The sequence below is a fragment of the Methylophaga sp. UBA2012 genome, from assembly GCF_002335235.1.
In the GTDB taxonomy this organism is placed as follows: domain Bacteria; phylum Pseudomonadota; class Gammaproteobacteria; order Nitrosococcales; family Methylophagaceae; genus Methylophaga; species Methylophaga thalassica.
In genome coordinates this window covers 136,329-158,999 of record NZ_DDCG01000003.1, presented here as the reverse complement: position 1 = coordinate 158,999, position 22,671 = coordinate 136,329, and the positions used below count along the sequence as shown (strand labels likewise).

General features: G+C 43.5%; 26 protein-coding genes. 11 read left to right on the top strand and 15 right to left on the bottom strand.

The features are described from left to right. Positions 1 to 78 precede the first annotated feature (78 nt). Positions 79 to 876, bottom strand: coding sequence for an undecaprenyl-diphosphate phosphatase (locus tag B2248_RS03970; protein WP_007146941.1), 798 nt, complete (start codon positions 874 to 876; stop codon positions 79 to 81). Between the two features lie 132 nt (positions 877 to 1,008). Here B2248_RS03970 and B2248_RS03965 point away from each other — a divergent pair, with 132 nt between their 5' ends. Further along, entirely contained in the window at positions 1,009 to 4,866 is a 3,858-nt protein-coding gene (locus B2248_RS03965; RefSeq protein WP_273178689.1) for an FAD/FMN-binding oxidoreductase, read from the top strand. Between the two features lie 72 nt (positions 4,867 to 4,938). Here the strand turns inward: B2248_RS03965 and B2248_RS03960 are convergent, their stop codons facing one another. From B2248_RS03960 to yeiP, 4 genes are read right to left on the bottom strand one after another with little or no spacing between them, the layout of a single operon-like run. Beyond that, positions 4,939 to 5,283, bottom strand: coding sequence for a HopJ type III effector protein (locus B2248_RS03960; RefSeq protein ID WP_273178690.1), 345 nt, complete (start codon positions 5,281 to 5,283; stop codon positions 4,939 to 4,941). Positions 5,284 to 5,293: 10 nt separating this feature from the next. Beyond that, positions 5,294 to 5,962 (bottom strand): nitroreductase, encoded by a 669-nt coding sequence (locus B2248_RS03955; protein WP_273178692.1) that lies wholly within the window; start codon positions 5,960 to 5,962, stop codon positions 5,294 to 5,296. A 4-nt stretch (positions 5,963 to 5,966) separates the two neighbouring features. Further along, the gene (locus tag B2248_RS03950; protein ID WP_007146937.1) at positions 5,967 to 6,341 is read right to left on the bottom strand and encodes a YbaN family protein; all 375 of its coding nucleotides are present in this window, start codon (positions 6,339 to 6,341) and stop codon (positions 5,967 to 5,969) included. Positions 6,342 to 6,350: 9 nt separating this feature from the next. After that, entirely contained in the window at positions 6,351 to 6,917 is a 567-nt protein-coding gene (gene yeiP / locus B2248_RS03945) for an elongation factor P-like protein YeiP (RefSeq protein ID WP_007146936.1), read from the bottom strand. Positions 6,918 to 7,074: 157 nt separating this feature from the next. Between yeiP and ylqF the strand changes: the two genes are divergently transcribed. The 10 genes from ylqF to gnd all read left to right on the top strand — a co-directional run bounded on the left by ylqF (position 7,075) and on the right by gnd (position 14,484). Next, positions 7,075 to 7,992: a ribosome biogenesis GTPase YlqF gene (gene ylqF / locus B2248_RS03940; protein WP_273178694.1), complete on the top strand. Its 918-nt coding sequence runs from the start codon at positions 7,075 to 7,077 to the stop codon at positions 7,990 to 7,992. A gap of 51 nt (positions 7,993 to 8,043) precedes the next feature. Next, positions 8,044 to 8,565 carry a Slp family lipoprotein gene (locus tag B2248_RS03935; RefSeq protein ID WP_273178695.1) on the top strand — a complete coding sequence of 174 codons (522 nt, stop codon included), beginning with the start codon at positions 8,044 to 8,046 and terminating at the stop codon, positions 8,563 to 8,565. A gap of 100 nt (positions 8,566 to 8,665) precedes the next feature. Next, complete coding sequence (locus B2248_RS03930) at positions 8,666 to 8,854, top strand: hypothetical protein (RefSeq protein WP_007146933.1); 189 nt, start codon at positions 8,666 to 8,668, stop codon at positions 8,852 to 8,854. After that, entirely contained in the window at positions 8,851 to 9,105 is a 255-nt protein-coding gene (locus tag B2248_RS03925) for a hypothetical protein (RefSeq protein WP_007146932.1), read from the top strand. Before B2248_RS03930 ends, B2248_RS03925 begins: the two co-directional genes overlap by 4 nt. Positions 9,106 to 9,126: 21 nt before the next feature. After that, complete coding sequence (locus B2248_RS03920) at positions 9,127 to 9,342, top strand: hypothetical protein (protein ID WP_007146931.1); 216 nt, start codon at positions 9,127 to 9,129, stop codon at positions 9,340 to 9,342. 124 nt (positions 9,343 to 9,466) lie between these two features. Next, positions 9,467 to 10,729, top strand: a complete 1,263-nt coding sequence (locus B2248_RS03915; RefSeq protein WP_273178698.1) for a porin — start codon at positions 9,467 to 9,469, stop codon at positions 10,727 to 10,729. Positions 10,730 to 10,766: 37 nt separating this feature from the next. Further along, positions 10,767 to 11,297: an FMN-binding protein gene (locus B2248_RS03910; RefSeq protein WP_273178700.1), complete on the top strand. Its 531-nt coding sequence runs from the start codon at positions 10,767 to 10,769 to the stop codon at positions 11,295 to 11,297. Positions 11,298 to 11,300: 3 nt separating this feature from the next. Then, positions 11,301 to 12,020, top strand: coding sequence for a PepSY-associated TM helix domain-containing protein (locus tag B2248_RS03905; protein ID WP_273178702.1), 720 nt, complete (start codon positions 11,301 to 11,303; stop codon positions 12,018 to 12,020). 41 nt (positions 12,021 to 12,061) lie between these two features. Further along, positions 12,062 to 13,021, top strand: a complete 960-nt coding sequence (locus tag B2248_RS03900; protein ID WP_273178703.1) for a nucleotidyltransferase domain-containing protein — start codon at positions 12,062 to 12,064, stop codon at positions 13,019 to 13,021. After that, positions 13,018 to 14,484, top strand: a complete 1,467-nt coding sequence (gnd, locus tag B2248_RS03895) for a decarboxylating NADP(+)-dependent phosphogluconate dehydrogenase (protein ID WP_273178705.1) — start codon at positions 13,018 to 13,020, stop codon at positions 14,482 to 14,484. Before B2248_RS03900 ends, gnd begins: the two co-directional genes overlap by 4 nt. Positions 14,485 to 14,527: 43 nt before the next feature. Here gnd and B2248_RS03890 read toward each other — a convergent pair whose 3' ends face one another. From B2248_RS03890 to guaB, 10 genes are all read right to left on the bottom strand, one after another. Next, positions 14,528 to 15,406: an SdiA-regulated domain-containing protein gene (locus B2248_RS03890; protein ID WP_273178707.1), complete on the bottom strand. Its 879-nt coding sequence runs from the start codon at positions 15,404 to 15,406 to the stop codon at positions 14,528 to 14,530. Positions 15,407 to 15,574: 168 nt separating this feature from the next. Further along, positions 15,575 to 15,970 (bottom strand): phosphate-starvation-inducible protein PsiE, encoded by a 396-nt coding sequence (locus B2248_RS03885; protein WP_273178708.1) that lies wholly within the window; start codon positions 15,968 to 15,970, stop codon positions 15,575 to 15,577. Between the two features lie 258 nt (positions 15,971 to 16,228). Continuing rightward, positions 16,229 to 16,453, bottom strand: coding sequence for a hypothetical protein (locus B2248_RS03880; RefSeq protein ID WP_273178710.1), 225 nt, complete (start codon positions 16,451 to 16,453; stop codon positions 16,229 to 16,231). A gap of 12 nt (positions 16,454 to 16,465) precedes the next feature. After that, positions 16,466 to 16,615: a hypothetical protein gene (locus B2248_RS03875; protein WP_273178711.1), complete on the bottom strand. Its 150-nt coding sequence runs from the start codon at positions 16,613 to 16,615 to the stop codon at positions 16,466 to 16,468. Positions 16,616 to 16,964: 349 nt separating this feature from the next. Next, a complete protein-coding gene (locus B2248_RS03870) occupies positions 16,965 to 17,273 on the bottom strand; it encodes a DUF3144 domain-containing protein (RefSeq protein ID WP_273178713.1) in 309 nt (102 codons plus the stop codon). 121 nt (positions 17,274 to 17,394) lie between these two features. After that, on the bottom strand, positions 17,395 to 18,711 hold the full coding sequence (locus B2248_RS03865; protein WP_273178714.1) for an MFS transporter: 1,317 nt from the start codon (positions 18,709 to 18,711) through the stop codon (positions 17,395 to 17,397). A 33-nt stretch (positions 18,712 to 18,744) separates the two neighbouring features. Further along, a complete protein-coding gene (locus B2248_RS03860; protein WP_007146919.1) occupies positions 18,745 to 19,176 on the bottom strand; it encodes a DUF6524 family protein in 432 nt (143 codons plus the stop codon). 125 nt (positions 19,177 to 19,301) lie between these two features. Continuing rightward, on the bottom strand, positions 19,302 to 19,577 hold the full coding sequence (locus B2248_RS03855; protein ID WP_273178716.1) for an acylphosphatase: 276 nt from the start codon (positions 19,575 to 19,577) through the stop codon (positions 19,302 to 19,304). Further along, on the bottom strand, positions 19,568 to 21,145 hold the full coding sequence (guaA, locus tag B2248_RS03850; protein WP_273178718.1) for a glutamine-hydrolyzing GMP synthase: 1,578 nt from the start codon (positions 21,143 to 21,145) through the stop codon (positions 19,568 to 19,570). The genes B2248_RS03855 and guaA overlap by 10 nt, the downstream gene beginning before the upstream one ends. Positions 21,146 to 21,205: 60 nt before the next feature. After that, the gene (guaB, locus tag B2248_RS03845; RefSeq protein ID WP_273178720.1) at positions 21,206 to 22,669 is read right to left on the bottom strand and encodes an IMP dehydrogenase; all 1,464 of its coding nucleotides are present in this window, start codon (positions 22,667 to 22,669) and stop codon (positions 21,206 to 21,208) included. Between the last annotated feature and the right edge of the window lie 2 nt (positions 22,670 to 22,671).

Below are 22,671 nucleotides of genomic sequence, written 5' to 3'. Positions count from 1 at the left end.
TTGCTCCTGATAATTACGCAGGCGGGCTAAATAAAGAGGGAGAATATTACGCACTAAGGAAAAAGCTGTCAACCTTATTTAAGTAAACAACCAAAACAATAATACGCCAAGCACCAGACGATATAGTACGAATGGCCACATCCCAATACGATCAAGCATTTTTAGAAATAAGAAAATGCATAAATAGGCGCTAACGGCAGAAAATAATGCGCCAGCACATAAAGCAAACCAGTCTATCACAAGTTGTGATTCGATAAGCTCAATAATTTTTAAACCACCCGCGAGAACAATGACCGGAATGGATAACAGAAAAGAAAAACGAGCTGCAGCCTCTCGTGTTAGACCCAACATCAAACCTGCAGTAATTGTTATGCCTGAACGTGATGTACCTGGAATCAGCGCAATCGCCTGAGCAATGCCAATAAAAAGTACATCAAACCAATTTAGTCGATTTTCATTACGAATGCGTTTACCTTGCCAATCTGCCCAGCCCAATAACAGGCCAAAAACGATAGTGGTTGTCGCAATGACAAGTGGACTGCGGAAACTTGTTTCTACCAGGTCCCCTAAAAATAAACCTGCTAAACCAACAGGAATAGTGCCAAACAGCACTGCCCAAGCTAATTTACTGTCACCGATAGTCTGCTTTTGCGCAACTGACTTAAACCAGTCCACTATCAAGGCCCGAATTGTCCGACGGAAATAGATAATAACGGCAGTTAATGTTCCGACGTGAACGGCAACGTCAAAGGCCAATCCTTGATCCTGCCAGTCAGCAATAATAGGTAATAAAATAAGGTGAGCCGAGCTGGAAATAGGTAAAAATTCAGTCAGGCCTTGTAATAAGGCTAAGGCGATAATATGTAACAAATCCATGGCAAAAACAGTCGTCCAGAAGCTTATTTAATAAAAGGCTTAATTTATGTGGGTCATATTATAGTCGCGCCCGTGTTAAAATTGCCGCTCTTAAACATCACTCTTACTTTAGAAAGAGGCTTATCTGTCAACATGTCTAACCGAATTCGCGAGATTCCGTACAACTATACCTCATTTTCTGATCGTGAAATCGTCATTCGTTTCCTAGGGGAACCAATGTGGGAGGTTTTGCAGCAACTCCGTGAGCAACGCAAAACTGGCCGCTCAGCAAAAATGCTGTTTGAAGTTCTAGGAGATATGTGGGTTATCCAACGTAACCCATTTATTCAGGACGATTTAGTCGAAAACCAAAAGCGTTGGGGCTCGCTTCGTCATGCTTTGCATCATCGACTGGATCAAATTCGTATCCGCGCAGAAGAGAATAATAATGACCTTGCTCTGCAATTGGAGAAAAGTGCGCGTCAAGCAGTAGAGCGGTTTGAACGTAATTTATTGAGCACCGCGGAACGCAGAAAGATGGTGATGCGTCGTTTATCCAAAACGACAAAAAAACATAATATCCAGTTTGATGGTCTGGCCCGTGTCTCACATGTAACTGATGCCACTGACTGGCGTGTTGAATACCCACTAGCGGTTGTGACGCCAGACTCTGAAGAAGAAATGGCAAAAATTATTGCTGCCTGTATCGACTTGGGATTAACAGTTATTCCTCGTGGTGGTGGTACTGGTTATACCGGTGGCGCTATTCCGCTCACGGCTGAAAGTGTGGTGGTTAACACTGAAAAACTGGAAGGCCTGGGGGAAGTTATTTATCGCCATATTCCTGGTCGTGATGAAAAAGTGCCTACCGTTCGAGCTGAGGCCGGCGTAGTTACACGTCGTGTTTCTGACTTAGCTGATCGCAGTGGCTTAGTGTTTGCTGTGGATCCAACGTCACAAGATGCCTCCACCATCGGTGGTAATGTGGCGATGAATGCTGGTGGTAAAAAAGCCGTGATGTGGGGTACGGCACTAGATAATCTGCTGTCATGGAGAATGGTGACGCCGGATGCCACCTGGATGGAAGTGGAACGGTTAAACCATAACCTGAGCAAAATTCATGATATTGAGTATGCCGAGTTTAAAATAACGCGCTTTGAAGCTGATGGTAAAACCGTTATTGGTGAGCCAGAAGTCATGAGAATACCTGCCAAAGAACTACGTAAGATTGGCTTAGGGAAAGACGTGACAAACAAGTTCCTCGGTGGTTTGCCGGGCATACAAAAAGAAGGCTGTGATGGTTTGATCACGTCTTCTGTTTTTGTTCTGCATCGTATGCCTGACTATATCCGTACGGTCTGTCTTGAGTTTTTCGGTAATGACTTAAGTAAAGCCGTACCGGCTATCGTAGAGACCAAAGATTACCTGGACAATAACAAAAACGTGTTACTGGCCGGGATGGAACATCTTGATGAGCGCTATGTAAAAGCCGTTGACTACTCAACCAAAGCGCCGCGTTCAGTGGCGCCGAAGATGGTCTTGCTTATTGATGTGGTAGGGGATGATGAGGACGCGGTAGCAGAAGCCTGCTCTGAAGTGGTTCGTCTTGCCAATGCGCGTGATGGTGAAGGCTTTGTGGCCGTCAGCCCTGAAGCGCGCAAACGTTTCTGGGCCGATCGTTCTCGGACAGCGGCGATTGCCAGACATACCAATGCGTTTAAGATTAATGAAGACGTCGTTATTCCTCTGGATCGTTTATCTGAATATAACGATGGTATTGAACGTATTAACATTGTTCAGTCCACACGCAATAAGCTAAAAACAGCGAAAGCAGTGAAAACCTATTTGAGTTCTAATCCAAAAGAACTGAAAGAGTGTGGCAATAAAGATTTGAGTGATAGTGTTGAAAACGATGCCATCGTCAATTCTAAAAACGAAGCCGCATGCCGTCATGTCGATGTGGTCATGGCACGCTGGCAGAAAATTTTAGACAGCCTGGACAAACCTGCTAAAGATTTAGCCGACCTGCTGTCTGATACTGCTACAGCCAATATCCTCGACGGTGATACGTTATTTAATGTACTACAGCGTCGTGACTTACGTATTTCGTATCGTGAAGAAATGGAAAAACCCTTAAAAGAGTTATTCCAAGGGCAAGCGCTGAGTGTATTACGTAATAAGCTGGACAGTATTCATAAAGAAAACCGTTCAGGTCGTTTGTTTGTCGCCACCCACATGCATGCCGGTGATGGTAATGTTCACACGAACATTCCAGTCAATTCTAATGACTACGAAATGATGCATGATGCTGAAGGCATTGTCGATGAAGTGATGGCATTAGCTGGGCGCCTGGGTGGTGTTATTTCCGGTGAACATGGTATTGGTCTGACCAAGATGCAATATCTGGACAAAGCTACCATTGATGCCTTTGCCGGGTACAAACAGAAAGTGGATCCCAATGGTCATTTCAATGCCGGTAAGTTATTAGCCGGTTCTGGTCTGGACAATGCTTATACACCGTCATTACGCCTGTTAGAGCAGGAAGCGTTGATTCTTGAACAAAGTGATCTGGGTGACATCAACAATGACATCAAAGACTGTCTGAGATGTGGTAAGTGTAAGCCTGAGTGTACAACTCATGTGCCTCGTGCCAACTTACTATACTCACCACGGAATAAAATTCTTGGTACAGGCTTGATTATTGAAGCTTTCTTGTACGAAGAACAAACGCGCCGTGGCATTTCAGTTCGTCACTTTGAAGAGATGAATGATGTGGCGGATCACTGCACGGTATGTCACCGCTGTCTGAATCCTTGCCCGGTCAATATCGACTTTGGTGATGTCAGTATCAAACTACGTGAAGTGCTGAAGAAACAAGGCAAGCGTCGTCCAAATATTGGCACCTGGACATCGATGGCCTATCTGAATGCGACTGATCCTCTGACAGTGAAAATCATGCGTAAAACCATGATTGAGTGGGGGTATCAGGCCCAGAAAATGGCGCATGGTGTTGCTAAAACACTAGGCTTATTAGGCAGCAAGAAAAAACGTCCCCTGCCTACGACAGGTAAAACGCCGATTCGTGAGCAAGTCGTTCATTTCATGAAAAAGCCAATGCCAACAGGTTTGCCGACACAAACTACACGTGCCATGTTGGGTGTTGAAGATGAGAAAATGATTCCGATTCTACGTGATCCGAAAAAGGTCAATGATGAATCAGATGCCGTTTTCTACTTCCCGGGTTGCGGTTCTGAGCGTTTGTTCAGCCAGGTAGGTTTGGCGACCTTAGCCATGTTGTATGAAGTGGGCACTGAAACTGTGCTGCCCCCTGGCTATCTGTGTTGTGGTTACCCGCAAGCATCAACAGGGGATAAGGAAAAAGCCACATCGATTTCGACATCTAATCAGGTGTTATTCCATCGTTTAGCGAATACGCTGAATTACATGGATATCAAAACCGTCATTGTCTCATGCGGTACCTGTATGGATCAGTTGCTGAAGTATCAGTTTGAGGCGATCTTCCCTGGCTGCCGCCTGTTGGATATTCATGAGTATCTGATGGAAAAAGGTGTCAAGCTGGAAGGCGTGGAAGGGGTTCAGTATATGTATCATGACCCATGCCACACTCCTATGAAAACGTATCAGCCGACCTCTGTGGCCAGTACTTTAATGGGACAGGAAGTAGCATTAAATGATCGTTGCTGTGGTGAAGCCGGTTCGTTTGCTGTGGCGCGTCCAGATATCGCGACGCAGGTGCGTTTCCGTAAGGAAGAGGAAATTACTAAAGGGATTCAGGAACTGACCGGGCAGGATAAGGCGAAAAATGGCAATGTGAAAATGTTGACGTCATGCCCAGCCTGTCAACAAGGCCTGAGCCGCTACAGTGAAGATACGGGTATTGATACCGACTATATTGTGGTTGAAATTGCCAAACACCTGAAAGGGGATAACTGGCATAAAGACTTCATCGATAGTGTTAAACAAGGTGGTATTGAACGCGTATTACTCTAAGTTAATCGCAGAAAATACTATAAAAAAAGGGAGCATCTGCTCCCTTTTTTATTTGATATATGAATCAACAGACTAGCGTGCTGTTAGTGGTTCACTCTCAAATTGCACGCCATCCCAACCGGTTTTCATAAAGTGGCGAATATTTTGGTGATCGTCCCCGTGTGGATTGGCTAACACATCATCCCGATAATACTGACCAAAGCAGGCTAGGGTTTCGTCAACACTAAGTGCATGTATTTTGCCAAAGCCAAGAATTTTGCATGAGCCATTATTTTGGCCGGCTTCATTGGTGGTACCACCGTTTTTAAATGCGGTAGGAGTAAATACATAATTAGCTTCAATGACTGACATAGTGTCATCAAATGCTATGTTTTCAGGGTGTGTTTTTAATTGCGTTAAAAAAGCCTGCAATTCCATTTTATCTCCATTATTCATCATAAAATTGAATGAAATTTTCTACTGTCTCACGTTCAGTTCTAAACTGATTCACCTGGGCTTCAGTATCTTCATAACCCAGCGCCATGCCCGAAAGAATGATGGCATCCTTTGGTATGGATAAGTGTTCTTTCACAACATTGGGATATTGCGCTAATGCTGCCTGAGGGCAGGTTGCCAAGCCACAATCTACCGCAGCCAGCATCACTGATTGCATGAACATACCCATGTCCATATATGAACCGGTTTGCATGATGCCATCCATCCAGAAAAAGAGCATCACCGGCGCATCAAAGGAACGGTAATTGGCTGCCCATTGCGCGCGTTGCCCTGCTTTATCGTCACGGGCAATGTTTAGCGTCTGATAAAGCTTTAAACCACAAGCTTTGCGTCTGTCATTGTAGGGAGAAGGCATTGGGTTGGGGTAGTACTGATAGGCAGGGGCGGTTGTTTCACCTTGTTCAAATGCAGAAACCATCGCATCAGCCAGACGCTGTTTTGCTTTTCCTCTGACGACAGCCACTTGCCAAGGCTGTGTATTTGAGCCGGAAGGACTGTGTCTAGCAGCCTCCAGAAGAGTCATTAGATCTTGCTGATTCACTTCTTTATCTAAAAAATGACGCACAGAATGGCGTTTTTGCATGGCTTCAATCGTATTCATCTGCTTAGTCTGATTCCTTTACACGAGATAAACAGGCTAACAGAATGAGTCCAATAGTAAATAACATGACTTGTAACCAAAGTCGGCCCCAAACGGCAGCAATTGAAATAGCAAATGACAGTATGATGATTAAATAGGCTTTCTTTTTAATATCCCGGCGCATGCTATGTGTTTGCTGCCATTGCCTTAGTGGTGGTCCGAACCATTTGTGATTGAGCAACATTTGATGAAACCGGGGAGAGCTTTCGGCAAAACACGCCAAGGCTAATATCAGAAAAATCGTTGTTGGCATCAACGGCAGGATGACACCAATGATGCCCAAGGCGACAAACATCCAGCCTAAGCAAATCAAAACAAGATGTTTGATACGTGTCTTCATACGATCGTTTTAGGCTCTCGACATAAATTTTCCTGTGTCGGTGTTGACCCTAATGACTTCTCCATTTTCGATATATTCTGGGACTTGTACTTCTAAGCCCGTCGATAAGGTTGCTGGTTTTGTGCGAGCCGCTGCCGTAGCGCCTTTTATCCCCGGCGATGTATCGACAATAGTCAAAGAAACCGCGGCTGGCAACTCTATAGCCACAAGTTGTTGTTGTAATAAAACAGCGACGATATTATCCAGACCATCATGGATATAGCCCAGCGCGTCTTCAATATCAGCAGCATTGATAGCGTATTGCTCAAAGGTTTCGTTGTTCATAAAGATGTAGCTGTCGCCATCCTGATAGGAAAATTGGACTAACTGGCGTTCACAGTCGACCTCTTTAAGAAAGTCTTCGCCTTTGAAGGATTCATCACGTTTTTGTTTCGTTTTCAGATGGTTAAAACGAACTTTATATAGTGTCGATGCACCACGCGAAGATGGGTTACGAATATCAATATCTTTAACGACATAGGGCTCATCATGTACTTCAACTACCATTCCACGTTTAAGATCACTGGCCTTGGGCATACTCTTGTTCCGATTCTCATAGAAAGTTCCGCATTATACGTTACCGAGACCTTAGCGGAACCAATTGCCATCTAGCAATGAGTAAAGCTAATCGGTGTTAATACGGCTTTGCGTTAGAATGTTACCCAATATCTATCGTAGTGAAAAAGGAACGTTAATGGCAATTCAGTGGTATCCCGGCCATATGCATAAAGCCAGCAAAGAAATGAGAGAGATCTTGCCGCAGGTGGATCTGATTATTGAAGTGCTGGATGCCCGAATTCCCTTCAGCAGCCAGAATCCTATGCTGGCAGAGATTCGCAAAGACAAACCTTGTATCAAGTTGCTGAATAAATATGATCTGGCTGATGTAACAATCACAGAGCGTTGGCAGCAGTATTATGAGCAGGAAAATCATACGAAAACGCTGACTATGGTGGCTCAGCAACAGGAAGGTATCGCTGATTTACTGACACTGTGTAGAAAAATGGTACCTGCCAAAGCAGAAGCGGGAAGACCGATTAACACGATGATTATGGGCATTCCGAATGTTGGAAAGTCCACATTGATTAACAGTCTTGCCGGTCGCCAAATAGCCAAAACAGGTAATGAACCGGCAATTACCAAAATGCAACAACGCATCAGACTAGAACAAGGTGTTGTCTTGCATGATACCCCTGGCGTGTTATGGCCAAATCTTGAAAACCCTCATGGTGGTTATCGTCTAGCCGTGACTGGCGCAATCAAAGAAACAGCAATTGATAATGATGATATTGCCTTATATGCCATCGAGTATTTGATGCAGGCCTATCCGGAACAGTTAAAACAACGCTTCGGTCTGGATACTTTAACTGAATATCCGCTGGAGAATATGGAAGCTATTGGAATCAAACGGGGCTGTCTGAGGTCTGGTGGTAAGGTAGATTTGGATCGTACTGCTAAGATCATTCTGACTGAGATCAGAGCAGGCATGCTGGGAAGGATCACCTGGGAGACACCTCAAATGATAGAAGCAGAATGGCAACAGGTTTTGATTGTCCGAGAAGAAAAAGCAGCAAAAAAGGCTGAGCGAAAAAAGAATAGAAAAAACAAATAACGACTTATATAAACTCATTAACTACTAAGGTATATGACAGGAGGTTTGCCAATGATTCGTTTCAGCATACTCATATTAGCTTTGGCTGTGCTAACAGCATGCAGTTATATGTCTCCCAAAATCCAACCGCCTGCGGAAGGGGACTTGTCACTTAAGCAGGTAGCAGACAATATTAATTTATATCAAGGTAGAACAGTTCGATGGGGCGGTAAAATTATTGCTGTTGAAAATAGCGAGCAGCAATCAGAAATTTTGGTCGTTCAGTTCCCGCTCAACCGAGTTGGCCGACCAGACGAAAGTAGTGACAGTGAAGGTCGTTTTTTTATTCGTAGTGCTGACTTTCTCGATCCTGAAGTTTATAAAACAGATAGTTTTATTACAGTACTGGGGCAGGTTGTCGATCAGAAAAATATCACTGTAGATCAAAATCAGCTTACCTTACCGGTTATTCAGCAGAGCAAAGAACAGCGTTGGCCGGCAAATAATCCTGTTTCAGGTCTGCCATACAACCCTAAACATGACTGGCCCTTTGTAGGCTACGGTTACTACGGTACAGGGTCTTATTCTCCTTAAAGACTTTTACCGAAACTTTACATTGTTTAAATAAGAATGATTTGCATTTAGATTTAAATGAATTTATACTCATCTCCACATTGTCAGGACGAGGTGAGTTATGAAAACAGCACAATTTAATACACAGGGAAGACATAGCATTCATCTGGCATTTGATGAAAATACGCTAGAGACCTTAATTCACGAAGGTAAGCTGCACGCGGCTGACTTTAACTGTCTGAATAAAAGTTCTAAAAAAACGGTCTGGAATATGCTGCTTTCTGCAGCGGCAAGGAAGTTAAAATCATGAATATGCCACTGAGTCGACCTGACTGGCAGCGTGATTGTTTGCTGGCATCCATCAAAGAGTTAGTGGCGTATTATCAAGTTAGCCCATCAGCTTGTTTGGCACTACAGATAAGTCGCAACTATCGCTTATTACTCACCCAAGACGACCGTGTTTCTATCAAAACATTATGGCAATCGTACGCGAGAGGTTGGTGGGATGTTTACTGCCGGCATCGAAACCTCAAACAACGCACAGCATTTTCCTTTTCCTAATCTTTATTTAATGGAGCCCCCATGGCGAGTAGAGCATGTAAACCAGAAACAATTTATGAATCTAATACTGTGGATATTCAACATTGCCCTGATTGTAAAATGATTCATCTCACAATGGGATCGATTACTGTGAGAATGAGTGAGCATCACTTCACTCAATTTGCCCAAGACATGAGTAAAGGTTTATTCGAATTTAATGCAGCATATGCTCAACCTAGCCTCCGTGTCATGATGTAATCCTGGTTGTAGGCATGATTATTTCCCGTTAATTGTGTGAAATATTCCTAAAACTAAGTGATAGTGATTCGCAATATAGGTATACTTTCTCTTGTTTTTACTATTGAAAACAGGATGAGAGAGCATGTACAAATTCAAGAAAACACTGCTGGCGAGTACATTGATGGTCGCCATGTCTTCAGCTCAGGCAGCTTCGCCCACGAATGAAGAAATCTGGCAGCTTCTGCAAGAAATGAAGCAACAGTTGAACGAAGTTAAGCAACAGAACGAACAACTGAAAACAGAAAATCAAACACTGAAACAACAAGTCGTTGCCACACAAGCTAAAGCCGAACAGGCAAATGAAACAGCTGAGGCATTAGCTGTGGCAACAGAAGAAGCAGTAAAAGCCTCTGCCGCTCAAGAAAGCAAAACGTCTATCGGTGGTTACGGAGAACTGCATTACAACAATCTACAAAATCAAGGTAGTGGTGCTGATAAGGATGAAATTGACTTTCATCGCTTTGTCTTATTTTTTAACCATGAGTTCAATGACCGACTTCGACTCTTTTCAGAGTTGGAGTTAGAACATTCTATTTCCGGTGATGGTCAAAATGGCGAGGTTGAGCTGGAACAGGCTTATATCCAATACGATATTAATGACAAACATCGTGTTAATGCGGGTTTATTCCTGGTGCCGGTTGGTTTATTGAACGAAACCCACGAGCCTAATACCTTTTATGGGGTAGAACGTAATAATGTTGAGAAAAACATTATTCCTACGACCTGGTGGGAAGGTGGTGTGATGTTTAGTGGAGAACTGGCACCTGGTTTTTCTTATGATGCCGCGATGACCTCTGGTTTAAATACTTCAGCCAGCAACGATTACTCAGTTCGTAGTGGTCGTCAAAAAGTCTCTGAAGCCGATGCCAGTGACTTTGCTTACACTGGGCGACTCAAATGGACCGCAATTCCAGGTGTTGAAGTCGCTACATCATTGCAATATCAGGAAGATATAACTCAAGGTAATGACCATGATGCGGGTAGTGCAGTGCTATGGGAAGCCCATACCGCTATTCAGCAAGGCAACTTTGGTTTCCGTGCTTTATATGCATCATGGCATTTAGAAGGTGATGGACCAAAATCAGTCGGTGCAGATAAGCAAATGGGCTGGTATCTGGAACCTTCTTATAAATTGACTGATGCGATTGGAATCTTCACACGTTATAGCTTATGGGATAACCAGGCGGGTAGCTCTGTTGATTCAGAAGTGCGCTCATGGGACTTAGGTGTGAACTGGTGGTTAGACCCACAAGTTGTCGTCAAATTTGATTATCAGGATCAGGATGCTGAAAATGAAGATGATGAATTTGATGGCTTCAATGTTGGTGTGGGTTATCAGTTTTAATCGATGAGTAATATAGGCGTGGTGAGTGGTTATTAAGATGAATAATGTCATTTCTGGTTTCAAATTAGCTTTGTTATGTTTAATCTTACTGCTCACCACGACGACATCTCATGCTCGTGGCGTCTACCAAACCAATGATGCTTTCTTAGCTGAAGTGTTTAACGGTACCCTTCCGCAAAGTGATGTTGTCTGGATGAAAGGTGATGTCCGACAGACGGTTGCGGATATTCTTGGTCATCCCTACGCCGGTCTTCGAATTCGTTATTGGCGAGAGGGGCAACGCAGCGCCTGGATACTTGAGGAAATCGGTAAAGAGGAGCCAATTACTTTTGGTGTGGTTATCAATGGCGACCGCGTCGAACAGGTCAAAGTACTGGCTTATCGTGAGAGTCGGGGAGGAGAAGTGAAATACCCGGCGTTCACACAGCAATTTCAGAATGTTGGATTGGTGGATAATCGGTTAGATAAACATATTGATGGTATCACTGGCGCAACATTATCTGTCAGGGCTATGACGAATGTCGTTAGGCTGGCATTATATCTGGATTCATCTATTAGCCAGAGTTGATCCATGAACCGCAAATTGCGCAGTTTTCATCGTGTTATCGGCGCCATCTTAGCCAGTTTTTTATTAATGTTTGCTATTACCGGAATAGCGCTCAACCATTCCAGCCAGCTTGAGCTTGATAAGCGTTATGTCAGTTGGGACTGGCTTATGTCTCAGTACGGTATAGGAGAGGTTAAGCCTGACGCTGCATTTTTGATTGATAACAAAATTTTTTCTCAATTTGGCAATCAACTTTTTCTTGATGCAACGCCGTTAATACATATTGAGCGCCCCTTATTAGGCGGGATCGCCCTTGAAGACATTATTGTTCTAACCACGGATGATGGCTTAATTCTATTAACCCGCGAGGGTGAATTTATTGAAAAAATGGGGGCCGAAGCCGGTATTCCTGCGCCTATCCAAAATATTGGTCTTTATCATGGTGAGCCGGTTTTACAGACCCGCCAATCAATGTGGCGCAGTAATTTTATGTTGGATAAATGGGAACCGATTTCATTACAAGGCGTCTCATGGAGTATGCCGCATCCTTTGCCACAGTCGGTAAATACAGAGCTGAAACAGTTTTTTTATGGTAAAGGTATCAGTATTCAGCAACTTCTTCTTGATATACATAACGGCCATATTCTCGGTCCAGTAGGAATTTGGCTGATTGATGCACTGAGTATTTTGATTATTTTCTTATCTTTATCTGGATTATGGATGTGGGGTAGACGACTGGGGTAATTTCTTGTCATGATGCCTTTAACAAAGGAGCGTAATACACGATGAGACAGGCAGATTTCCCGTATTTGCCAAAAGACTTTATTCAGACGGCTGAAGGTCTTATCTTTGCTGTGGTCAGTTATCATCCCCATCAACAAAAAATTGGTTGTTTTCTGCGTTATATTGAAAATCAAGGTCAATGGCAGAAAATTGATACTGAGCAGGCTAATCGTTTATTAGCCCGCCATTACCCTAAATATCTTTTTAAATCACTGCAGTTTGATGCTGAGTTTCATGCGGTAAAACCCGAGGATGTTGAGGTTCATCATCAACCAGAACAATATTTAAAGTCTCTTCTTGCTCGTTCTCCAAATGATGAAATTGAAGAAAAATGCCACCGTTTAATCGCTATCCTCACCAAATATGGTGTGAATACGGCTTCTCTAGGATTGACAGGATCAATGTTGATTGGTCAGCAAAAGAAAGGTTCGGATATTGATTTGGTGGTATATGGGCGCGAGGCTTTTCGTCAAACCCGTGAGGCAGTTAAACAAGCTGTTGCGGAGCAGCAACTCACGGCGCTTGACCTGTCACTCATGAAAGATAATTTCCAACGACGCGGTGGTGAACTTAATTTTGAAGAGTTTGCCTGGCATGAAGCCCGTAAATATAACAAGGCGGCGATTGATGGTACCAAATTTGATATTGGTATGGTCAGTTTGCCGGAAGAGTTAGTCGTTGATCATCACCACTATATTAAGCAAGGAATTTCTACCTTAAAAGCAGTGGTGATTGATGATCAGCAAGCATTTGATTTTCCCGCCCGCTATCTTATTGATAATGAAATGACGCCGGAAGTCATTTCATTTACCCATACCTATGTCGGTCAGGCACAAGCGGGAGAGACCATTGAGGTAGCAGGAGCGGTAGAGTGTGATTCGGCATCAGGACAACGTCGTTTAGTTGTTGGATCAACCCGTGAAGCTATTGGTGAATATATAAAGGTGTGTAGAGACTTATGAGAGAAGTAGATAATCCTGCAGTAGCAGATATTGGTGTTGTCGGACTTGCCGTGATGGGGCAGAACCTTGTTTTAAATATGAATGACAAGGGCTTCAAAGTGTCGGTATTTAACCGTACAACGAGTAAAGTCGATGACTTTATTAATGGACCAGCGAAAGATACCAATATCATTGGATTTCATGATCTGAAAAGTTTTGTGAATAGCCTGAAATTACCGCGGCGGGTCATGTTAATGGTCAAAGCCGGTCCGGTGGTGGATACTTTCATTGAGCAGTTGGTGCCGTACCTCGAGAAAGGCGACATCATCATTGATGGCGGAAACTCCTTATTCAATGATAGTGATAGAAGAACACAAGAATTACGTCAGAAAGGGATTTTATTTATCGGCAGTGGTGTTTCCGGAGGGGAAGAAGGCGCTCGCCATGGTCCTTCGTTAATGCCGGGTGGGAATCATGCAGGCTGGTCAGCAATTAAACCTATTTTTCAGGCTATCGCTGCACAGGTTGATGGTGAGCCGTGTTGTGACTGGGTCGGTAATGATGGTGCTGGACATTACGTCAAAATGGTACATAACGGCATTGAGTATGGTGATATGCAGCTTATATGCGAAGCGTATCAGATGATGAGGGAAGGGCTTGGCATGAGTGGTGATGAGATTCACCAGGTTTTTGCTGAGTGGAATGAAGGTGTGCTTGACTCATATTTGATTGAAATTACCCGCGATATTCTGGCCAAACGTGATGAGAATGGTGAGTTGCTGGTCGATCACATTCTCGATACTGCCGGACAGAAAGGCACGGGTAAATGGACAGGCATGAATGCACTTGATTTGGGTATACCATTAACCCTGATTGGTGAGGCCGTGTTCTCAAGATGTTTATCATCGTTAAAAGATGAACGGGTAAAAGCTTCAAAAGTGTTACCTGCTATTACCTCATCGTTTGAAGGGGATAAAGCGGAAATGGTCAACGCGATTCGTGATGCTTTATATGCATCAAAAATTATCTCCTACGCGCAAGGTTATATGCTGATGCGTGAAGCAGCTAAGATTTATGGCTGGGAGCTGAATTATGGTGGTATCGCTTTAATGTGGCGTGGTGGCTGTATTATTCGAAGTCAGTTCTTGGGTAAGATTCGTGATGCCTTTGATCTCAATCCTGATCTACATAATCTCTTACTGGACGACTTTTTTATTGACGCTATCACAGAATCGTTGCCGGGCTGGCGTAAGGCTGTAGCGACAGCGGTCAGTCTTGGCGTTCCTGTACCAACATTCAGCAGCGCGCTTTCCTTCTATGATGGTTATAGAAGTGAACGCTTACCTGCTAATTTATTACAGGCACAACGGGATTATTTTGGTGCGCATACTTATGAGCGTATTGATAAACCTCGGGGTGAGTTTTTTCATACGAACTGGACAGGGCAAGGTGGTGATGTTTCAGCGTCCACTTATGACGTTTAAACCAATAAAAAAAGCGGTCATCGGACCGCTTTTTTTATGCCTGTCAGAATGATTGTTTAAGTGTTGTTTTTCGGTTTAATTTGAGCATCTGATTTGGCTCTCCGACAATATAAATATGACCATCGTTATCAACCGCTACTCCTTCAGGTTGTTTCATAATCGGCCAAAAATTAAATGGGCCAGTTTTTAATGACAGACTGGCGACTTTGTCCCCGCTTAAATTGATCATATGCAGTGCATTGGATGCTTCGCTTAACACAAGAAGAAAAGGTTGTTGTTCTGCGTAAAACAGGCTGATGCCAGCCAAATCATCAACATGATCGGGTAATGAGTGATTAAGTTTTTCGACATCAATACTCGTCTCAGTATGGTGTAAGACATGATTCAAAATTCTAGGTGGCTCTTCCTGCAAGACAAAAAAACCATATTGGGCGGACCATGCCACCCCCTCCATACCTCTATTGCTGTGTTCTGCCCAATTCATGGGTAAGCGTTCACTCTTGTCATAGCTGACTTTAGTTGTCGTGTCATTAATGGAAAAGAACACCAGTTGCTGTCTTCTTTCTTCTGACACAACAAAGGTGTTATTTCCGAGATAATCCACACTTTCAGTATCAACAAAACCATCAAGATGAATACGTCGAACAATATCACCTTGTTTGGTCATTTCGATAAGCTGGGTAGGGTGATTGAGTACGGCGAATAGATGATCGCTTTCGGGGTGATAGGTCAGCCCTGACAAGTTGTCTTCAATACCTGAAATTTTGATGGGTTTGCCAACATCGTAATGAAAGTTCATATCCCATTCAGGCACATTCTTTATTTCTGCTTCAGTATGGGTATGACTAAGCAATAATACGATACTGGAACATAACACGGTAATGGTTAACCAGTGACTCAAAATGTATTTTAGATTTTGCATGTTTTCCCCAGATGACACTACAGACACAGGTTAGACTATGCAGACAAGCTTAATCAAAGCTGAAAAGAAGCTGGGAAATGAATTTATTGTAGAGATCGGGGTTAAATAAAAAAAAGGCGGAACTGTTACCAGTTCCGCCAAACAAGCTGCTCATCGCGTTATTTATGATCAGCTTTCAACCTTCTCCTGCATCAGTTTTTTGCAGTAGTAGATAACGATAATCGATGCGCCAAGCAAGAAAATCGATGAGGCTATTCCTAGAATGCGCCACGTATCGATGTTTTTCATGTCCAGAATCAAATAACGCGCTAAGGCAACAATCGCAATATATAACGGTATTTTTATTGGCAACTCGCCTGACTCATAATAAACGGCAACCATGGTCAGTACTTCCAGGTAGATGAACATCAACAGCAAATCTGTCAATGACACATAGCTGTTATCAATCATTACTTTCACTTCGATGCCGATAGCTACCATCGTCGCTATGGCAACTAATATCAATCCTATGTCCTGAGCGAAAAGAAGAGATCGGCTTACCGAATTTTTAATTGGGTGCTGCATTGTTTTTTCTCCATTAAAAAAACACACCACACAAGAATGACTGTTTTTTAAACATGCTTTTGCAAGTTGTTTAAGAAGCAGAGATCCAAAATTGTGTAGCGATTAAATACTAGCAGTGCTAATAGGGAGAATGTTTGTCTGACTTTCCGTAAATTTGTTTAAGCTTGGGACTGAGAGACAAGTAAAAAACGAAGAAGAGCGTGGGGAGTAATCAATAACGCTTCAGACACAAGACCATGAAGCGTTATTGATAAGCGTTTAACGACGACGATTTCCTGCTGGAATAAGTAGCAGAAGTGTTCCTAAGCCGATACTACTTGCACCGAGCCAATCTGGAATATGCAAGTTATCTTTTTCATCAATCTGAAGTTCAATAACCCCCAGATCCGCTTCATGGGTTGTTTTAGTAAATGGAATATCATCCATGACTAACCCCGTTGTTCCGGCTGCAATTAATAAAATACCGAGAAATTTAAGTAACATTTTGATTCCTGTTTACTTGTTATGACCTGGTGCATTTTCGCTATTACCCGGACCATTGGCATCGTGGCCTGGTGGAACCACTTTATGCGGATGGTAGTGATGACACGCACTCAGAAATAATAATGCAGAAAGACTAAGCAACTTTAAAGCGTGAATAAACATACGTTTCTCCGTAATAAACACGCTTAAAGACTAACATGACCGACTGTCATCTGCTTGTGAAAAAGACGGTTAGTGACTGATTGCATCAACGTGTTTAGCTGAGCCAGCTTCAGAGGAAGGTATCTCTTGATAGCGATCTGATTGCATCAGATATCGGGTGGCGCAACCATTTAAGGTGAGAAGCAGACAGGTAAAGATTATCCCGCTAACGGGTTTAAAAAAACGAGCTGACATAGAGACAAATCCAATCATCATTAATGATTAGATGCTATATGAATTCAGCTGGTTTTTCCGATAATTTTGTTATCAGCAACGCAAACCGGTTTTGATACAGAGGGGTATTTTGCAGCTAACCTTTTTGTTTTAGCTCTTCTGAGACTTGAATATACTGGTCAAAGTTTTGAATATAATCATCCATATTCATTTCCAACATTTGACGATATTCTTTTACAAAAAAGTCGATAGTTTCCTGTTTCGCGTCTGACATATCCTTGCTTTGGGTCCATCCTGAAGCACTGAACCATGCCGTATAGCGTGCCAGCCCATACATAAATGAAGCACTTACTTCACCTGCGGCAGTCCCCTTTTCCATTTGCTCATTAGCTATACGAATAAACGCATCAGCACGGTCAAAAAAGGCAGTATCTCTCTCACTCATAAGGTTTCGCTTTTTATTTTATTGTTGGCCCTAAAGGCCAGAAAGACGACTTATAAGCATAAACAATATGTGAAATTACGGTTAAGGAATCCAACCTATATATCCATGTGATAATGACTATTTATTGCGCTTCTTTCATTAGATAGGCTGAAATCATTGAGCTAAAACTCATCAAAGCAAACACTGATAAAACCACTTGTTCACCATACCAGTGCGAAACAATACTGAATAAACCGCCTAATAAAAGAAAAACGCCAATAATGCTATTCGATAGCGCAGTATAAATAGCCCGTTTATCCTGATCGGCAATATCGACTAAGTGAATTGAACGACCCATTCGGACACCTTCGTATGCGACCATCAGTGCAAATAATAATGCAGGTAATACCCAGTAAACCTCTAATAAGTGATAACTGGCTGCAATAACGGTCAGTAACAAGGCCACACCAGCGCTGAAACCTGACAAGAGTAAAACCTTCCTGCTGGAGATATCAGCAAGACGTCCCCAGACATAGCCACTGACCAGACTGGCCAGGGAGGAGGCGAGTAATAAGCTTCCTAAGCCGCCGATATTATTATTCAAGTGTTCAGCGTTTAATGCCAGCATAAACGGTGGCGCCAATGCTGTGGCGATAAGCAACGCTCGAGTCACAATAAAAAGTCCTAACTCCCTGTCTTTATAGAGATAAGAAAAATTTTGTTTAGCGATAATAAACAGGCTACCCCCACCTTCTGTTGCACCTTTCTGCTCTTCCAATGTAGAGAATAAGGCGCTGGCAATGACCCAAAATCCTGCTGCAAAAAAAAGACCGATGGTGACCAACGTTAATTTATCAACGAGGTTAAGAGAAATCAGTACGGCATAGGCAATAACCAGTCCGGCTGACAAAGAAGAAGCCGTTCCGGTTGCTGTGCCACGCTTGGATTTACTGACTGTTTTACCCAATACGTCTTTATAAGAGACTGAACACATACTGCGTGACAGGGCCAAAAGACCTAATAAACACACAATTGTAATACCGAGCGGGGTTCCTTCCAGACTGAGAACGGCAATGCCCATGCCTGCTGCACACATACCCTGAATAAAACTCCCTAAGACCCAGGCATATTTACGCAAAGACAAAGAGCGAATGGTATTGGCGATAAACAACTGAGGTAATAAGGAACCTGCTTCGCGAATCGGAACTAATAAACCGATGAAATAAGCAGGTGCGCCTAGCGTCGTCATAATCCAGCTCAAAATCAATTTTGGATTAACAAAGGCATCCGCTGATTTTGTTAATGACAGAGAGATAATATGAGTTGAGAAATTTCTGGGCTGCTCATCACATGCTTGTTCTGGTATATCTTTGCACGCTCGGCCATCATCCTCAGAGGTAAGTGTATTCCATGCTAGCTTTGCAGCCGTTTCAGTGAAATCTTGTTCTCGTTTTGGCACGGTTAAGAGATGTTCCTGTTTTAAGGGCTAGTTTTAATCTTCATCGACGTCATCTGTATCAATTTGACCTGAGATACGACGACGAATATGTGACCAAGACATACCTACTGCTAAAACTGCGGCAATCAGGAATAAGGCGATATAGCTAAGAATCGAGAAATCGTTAATACCTAATAAACCTAGATCGACCAGCCACCATATAATAATGGCAAAAAAGGCTAAAGCCAGTAGCAAGCCAAGTCCACCTAAAGAACGGAAGGTCGCCCTAAGGTAAATCGTCCAGCCAATTAGCAATAACACGGTTGTCATCGCAAACGGTGGTGTTTTAAATGTGCCCTGACCAAAGAAAGCGTCTTGTGCCCAGTGATAATAGCTATAGCCGCTTGGGTTATAACTGACAAAAACTAAAAGCAAAGCAAATAGAAAACGAAGTAAAAAGCTCTGGAAGTTAAAGCGTTGAGCCATGTGATTTCCTTTTTATTTATCGTTTTGGTGATTGGGAATACATCATAGCGTTTGTTTTATGTTTAGCAATCCTGAGCTACTAAGCAATTTAAAAGTCAAACGTAAAGATCAACCAAACGTAGAGTTCAACGAATCTCAAAATCAGTGAATGTCAGGTTAGCTGATTGTTCTGTGACTTCAATTGTGGTGACCTCAGCAAACCGCGGGCCTTGATTGGCCCAGTTGAGCATATCTTCCAGTTGCTGAGCTTCACCTTGAATGAGTAATTCTACCGGGCCATCAGCTAGGTTTCTGACCCAGCCGGTTACACCAAGTTTATGTGCTTGTTGCTGGGCCGAGTAGCGGTAACTGACGCCTTGAACCCGGCCACTGATTAGACAATGTTTTTGCTTTATTCCCATTCAATCGTGGCGGGTGGTTTGCCTGAGATATCATAAACAACTCGAGAAATACCGGCTGTTTCATTGATGATACGACGTGAAACCAGATCGAGGAAATCATAAGGCAGATTGGCCCAGCGTGCTGTCATAAAATCAATCGTTTCTACAGCGCGTAGTGATACGACATAGTCATAACGACGACCATCGCCCATAACCCCAACAGATTTTACCGGTAGAAATACAGCAAACGCCTGACTGGTTTTATCATAGAGATCATGTTTACGTAGTTCTTCGATAAAGATGTTGTCTGCTTTACGTAATAGATCCGCAAATTCTTTTTTCACTTCACCAAGAATACGTACACCTAGACCTGGACCAGGGAAGGGGTGACGGTAAACCATATCTGAAGGCAGACCAAGTTCCACACCCAGTTTACGTACTTCATCTTTGAACAACTCACGTAACGGTTCAACCAGTTTGAGTTTCATATGTTCAGGCAGGCCACCGACGTTATGATGCGTTTTAATCACATGGGCTTTGCCGGTTTTTGCTGCTGCTGACTCGATAACGTCAGGGTAGATGGTGCCTTGAGCCAGCCATTTCACATTTTTCAGTTTGGCTGATTCTTCATCAAAGACTTCAACAAAGACACGGCCGATGATTTTACGTTTTTTCTCAGGATCCGCTTCGCCGGCTAATTCTTTCAGGAAGCGGTCTTCAGCATCGACACGAATGACACGAATGCCCATGTGTTTTGCAAACATGGCCATCACTTGATCACCTTCGTTTTCACGAAGCAGACCGTTATCCACAAATACGCAGGTTAACTGGTCGCCAATCGCTTTATGCAGCAAAGCAGCAACAACCGATGAGTCAACGCCGCCAGATAAGCCTAATAACACGTCATCATCACCGACCTGTTCACGAATAGCCGTGATACTGTCTTCGATAATATTGGCGGATGTCCATAAACATTCGCAGCCACAGATATCGACAAGGAAACGCTCAATCATGCGTTGACCTTGTGTGGTATGAGTGACTTCCGGATGGAATTGAACACCATAAAAGCGACGATCTTCATCGGCCATACCGGCGATAGGTGCGCTATCGGTGCTGGCGATAACTTTAAAACCTTCAGGTAATTCAGAAACGCGATCACCATGACTCATCCAGACATCCAACATACCCCAGCCTTCTGCTGTGGTGTGATCTTCGATATCACGTAATAATTCTGAGTGACCACGTGCACGAATTTGTGCATAACCGAATTCACGATGATTCGATGACTCTACAGCGCCACCAAGTTGGGCGGCCATTGTTTGCATGCCATAACAAATGCCGAATACCGGCAGTCCCATTTCAAAGACAATTTGTGGGGCACTTGGCGCGGCTTCGCCAATGGTTGAGTCCGGGCCACCCGACAGAATAATGCCTTTAGGATTGAATTCACGAATCTCGGCTTCGGTTATTTCCGGGTTACGAAGTTCACAATACACGCCGGCTTCACGAATACGACGCGCGATTAATTGCGTGTACTGCGAGCCAAAATCAAGGATAAGAATACGATGGTCGTGAATATTGCTGGTCATTGAGGTATCTTCAACTCTGTTAAATAACAACTGCCCCAGAAAGGGGCAGTTGTGAATGGTTTAGTTAACGCGGTAGTTCGGTGCTTCTTTGATGATGGTGACGTCATGAACATGACTTTCACTCATTCCGGCAGAAGTGACTTTAACGAATTGCGGTTTGGTACGCATATCTTCAATCGTTGCTGAACCGGTGTAACCCATGCTGGCACGGATGCCACCGATAAGCTGATGAATGACGGCGCTCAGGCTGCCTTTGAATGGTACGCGGCCTTCAATACCTTCTGGAACCAGTTTGTCTGCTTCGCTGGATTCCTGGAAGTAACGATCACTTGAGCCTTGTTTTTGCTGCATAGCGCCCATCGAACCCATACCGCGGTAGGACTTGTATGAACGACCTTGATAAAGTTCGACTTCACCTGGTGCTTCTTCAGTACCGGCAAACATACCGCCGATCATGATGGTGTGTGCACCAGCAACCAGTGCTTTTGCGATATCACCTGAGAAACGAATACCACCGTCAGCGATAACGGGTATACCTGTACCTTCTAACGCTTTTGCTACATTGCTGATGGCGCTGATTTGAGGAACGCCGACACCCGCAACAATACGTGTTGTACAAATTGAGCCAGGACCAATACCGACTTTAACTGCATCGGCACCCGCTTCAACTAAGGCCAAAGCCGCTTCAGCAGTAGCAATGTTGCCACCAATGACCTGAACCTGAGGGAAATTTTGTTTTACCCATTTGACCTGATCCAGAACACCTTGTGAATGGCCGTGAGCGGTATCGACAACGATAACATCAACACCAGCAGCCGCTAAGGCTTCAACGCGTGTATTACTTTCCGAACCAATACCAACAGCAGCACCTACACGTAAACGCTCCTGATCATCTTTAGATGCCAGTGGGTTATCTGTTTGTTTTTGGATATCTTTGACAGTAATCATGCCAGTCAGATGGAAGTTATCATCTGTAACCAGCACTTTCTCTATACGGTTGGTATGTAAAAGACTTAATACTTCTTCACGGGAAGCGTCTTCTTTTACGGTGACCAGTTTGTCTTTTTTGGTCATGATTTCAGAAACAGGGTTGTCGTAATGCGTTTCAAAACGTAGATCACGACTTGTAACAATACCAACCAGATCATCACCATCAACAACAGGTACACCAGAGATATTATGTGAACGGGTCAGTTCAACCACTTCACCAATGGTGGTGTTTGGTGACACAGTGATGGGATCACGAACAACACCGCTTTCAAATTTTTTGACCTTACGGACTTCATTAGCCTGTTGTTCGATGGTCATGTTTTTATGCAGAATCCCCAAACCACCTTCCTGAGCCATAGCGATAGCTAAACGACTTTCGGTGACGGTATCCATAGCTGCAGAGAGCAAGGGGATGTTAATAGTGATATCACGTGTTAACTTGGTGGTTAAATTGACATCACGTGGGAGAACGTTTGAGTACGCAGGTAGGAGTAATACGTCATCAAACGTCAGGGCTTCTTGAGCAATTCTCATCG

Coding starts and splice junctions, on each gene's coding strand:
- B2248_RS03970 (WP_007146941.1), bottom strand. CDS start 876: ATGGATTTGTTACATATTATCGCCTTAGCCTTATTACAAGGCCTGACT.
- B2248_RS03965 (WP_273178689.1), top strand. CDS start 1,009: ATGTCTAACCGAATTCGCGAGATTCCGTACAACTATACCTCATTTTCT.
- B2248_RS03960 (WP_273178690.1), bottom strand. CDS start 5,283: ATGGAATTGCAGGCTTTTTTAACGCAATTAAAAACACACCCTGAAAAC.
- B2248_RS03955 (WP_273178692.1), bottom strand. CDS start 5,962: ATGAATACGATTGAAGCCATGCAAAAACGCCATTCTGTGCGTCATTTT.
- B2248_RS03950 (WP_007146937.1), bottom strand. CDS start 6,341: ATGAAGACACGTATCAAACATCTTGTTTTGATTTGCTTAGGCTGGATG.
- yeiP (WP_007146936.1), bottom strand. CDS start 6,917: ATGCCCAAGGCCAGTGATCTTAAACGTGGAATGGTAGTTGAAGTACAT.
- ylqF (WP_273178694.1), top strand. CDS start 7,075: ATGGCAATTCAGTGGTATCCCGGCCATATGCATAAAGCCAGCAAAGAA.
- B2248_RS03935 (WP_273178695.1), top strand. CDS start 8,044: ATGATTCGTTTCAGCATACTCATATTAGCTTTGGCTGTGCTAACAGCA.
- B2248_RS03930 (WP_007146933.1), top strand. CDS start 8,666: ATGAAAACAGCACAATTTAATACACAGGGAAGACATAGCATTCATCTG.
- B2248_RS03925 (WP_007146932.1), top strand. CDS start 8,851: ATGAATATGCCACTGAGTCGACCTGACTGGCAGCGTGATTGTTTGCTG.
- B2248_RS03920 (WP_007146931.1), top strand. CDS start 9,127: ATGGCGAGTAGAGCATGTAAACCAGAAACAATTTATGAATCTAATACT.
- B2248_RS03915 (WP_273178698.1), top strand. CDS start 9,467: ATGTACAAATTCAAGAAAACACTGCTGGCGAGTACATTGATGGTCGCC.
- B2248_RS03910 (WP_273178700.1), top strand. CDS start 10,767: ATGAATAATGTCATTTCTGGTTTCAAATTAGCTTTGTTATGTTTAATC.
- B2248_RS03905 (WP_273178702.1), top strand. CDS start 11,301: ATGAACCGCAAATTGCGCAGTTTTCATCGTGTTATCGGCGCCATCTTA.
- B2248_RS03900 (WP_273178703.1), top strand. CDS start 12,062: ATGAGACAGGCAGATTTCCCGTATTTGCCAAAAGACTTTATTCAGACG.
- gnd (WP_273178705.1), top strand. CDS start 13,018: ATGAGAGAAGTAGATAATCCTGCAGTAGCAGATATTGGTGTTGTCGGA.
- B2248_RS03890 (WP_273178707.1), bottom strand. CDS start 15,406: ATGCAAAATCTAAAATACATTTTGAGTCACTGGTTAACCATTACCGTG.
- B2248_RS03885 (WP_273178708.1), bottom strand. CDS start 15,970: ATGCAGCACCCAATTAAAAATTCGGTAAGCCGATCTCTTCTTTTCGCT.
- B2248_RS03880 (WP_273178710.1), bottom strand. CDS start 16,453: ATGTTACTTAAATTTCTCGGTATTTTATTAATTGCAGCCGGAACAACG.
- B2248_RS03875 (WP_273178711.1), bottom strand. CDS start 16,615: ATGTTTATTCACGCTTTAAAGTTGCTTAGTCTTTCTGCATTATTATTT.
- B2248_RS03870 (WP_273178713.1), bottom strand. CDS start 17,273: ATGAGTGAGAGAGATACTGCCTTTTTTGACCGTGCTGATGCGTTTATT.
- B2248_RS03860 (WP_007146919.1), bottom strand. CDS start 19,176: ATGGCTCAACGCTTTAACTTCCAGAGCTTTTTACTTCGTTTTCTATTT.
- B2248_RS03855 (WP_273178716.1), bottom strand. CDS start 19,577: ATGGGAATAAAGCAAAAACATTGTCTAATCAGTGGCCGGGTTCAAGGC.
- guaA (WP_273178718.1), bottom strand. CDS start 21,145: ATGACCAGCAATATTCACGACCATCGTATTCTTATCCTTGATTTTGGC.
- guaB (WP_273178720.1), bottom strand. CDS start 22,669: ATGAGAATTGCTCAAGAAGCCCTGACGTTTGATGACGTATTACTCCTA.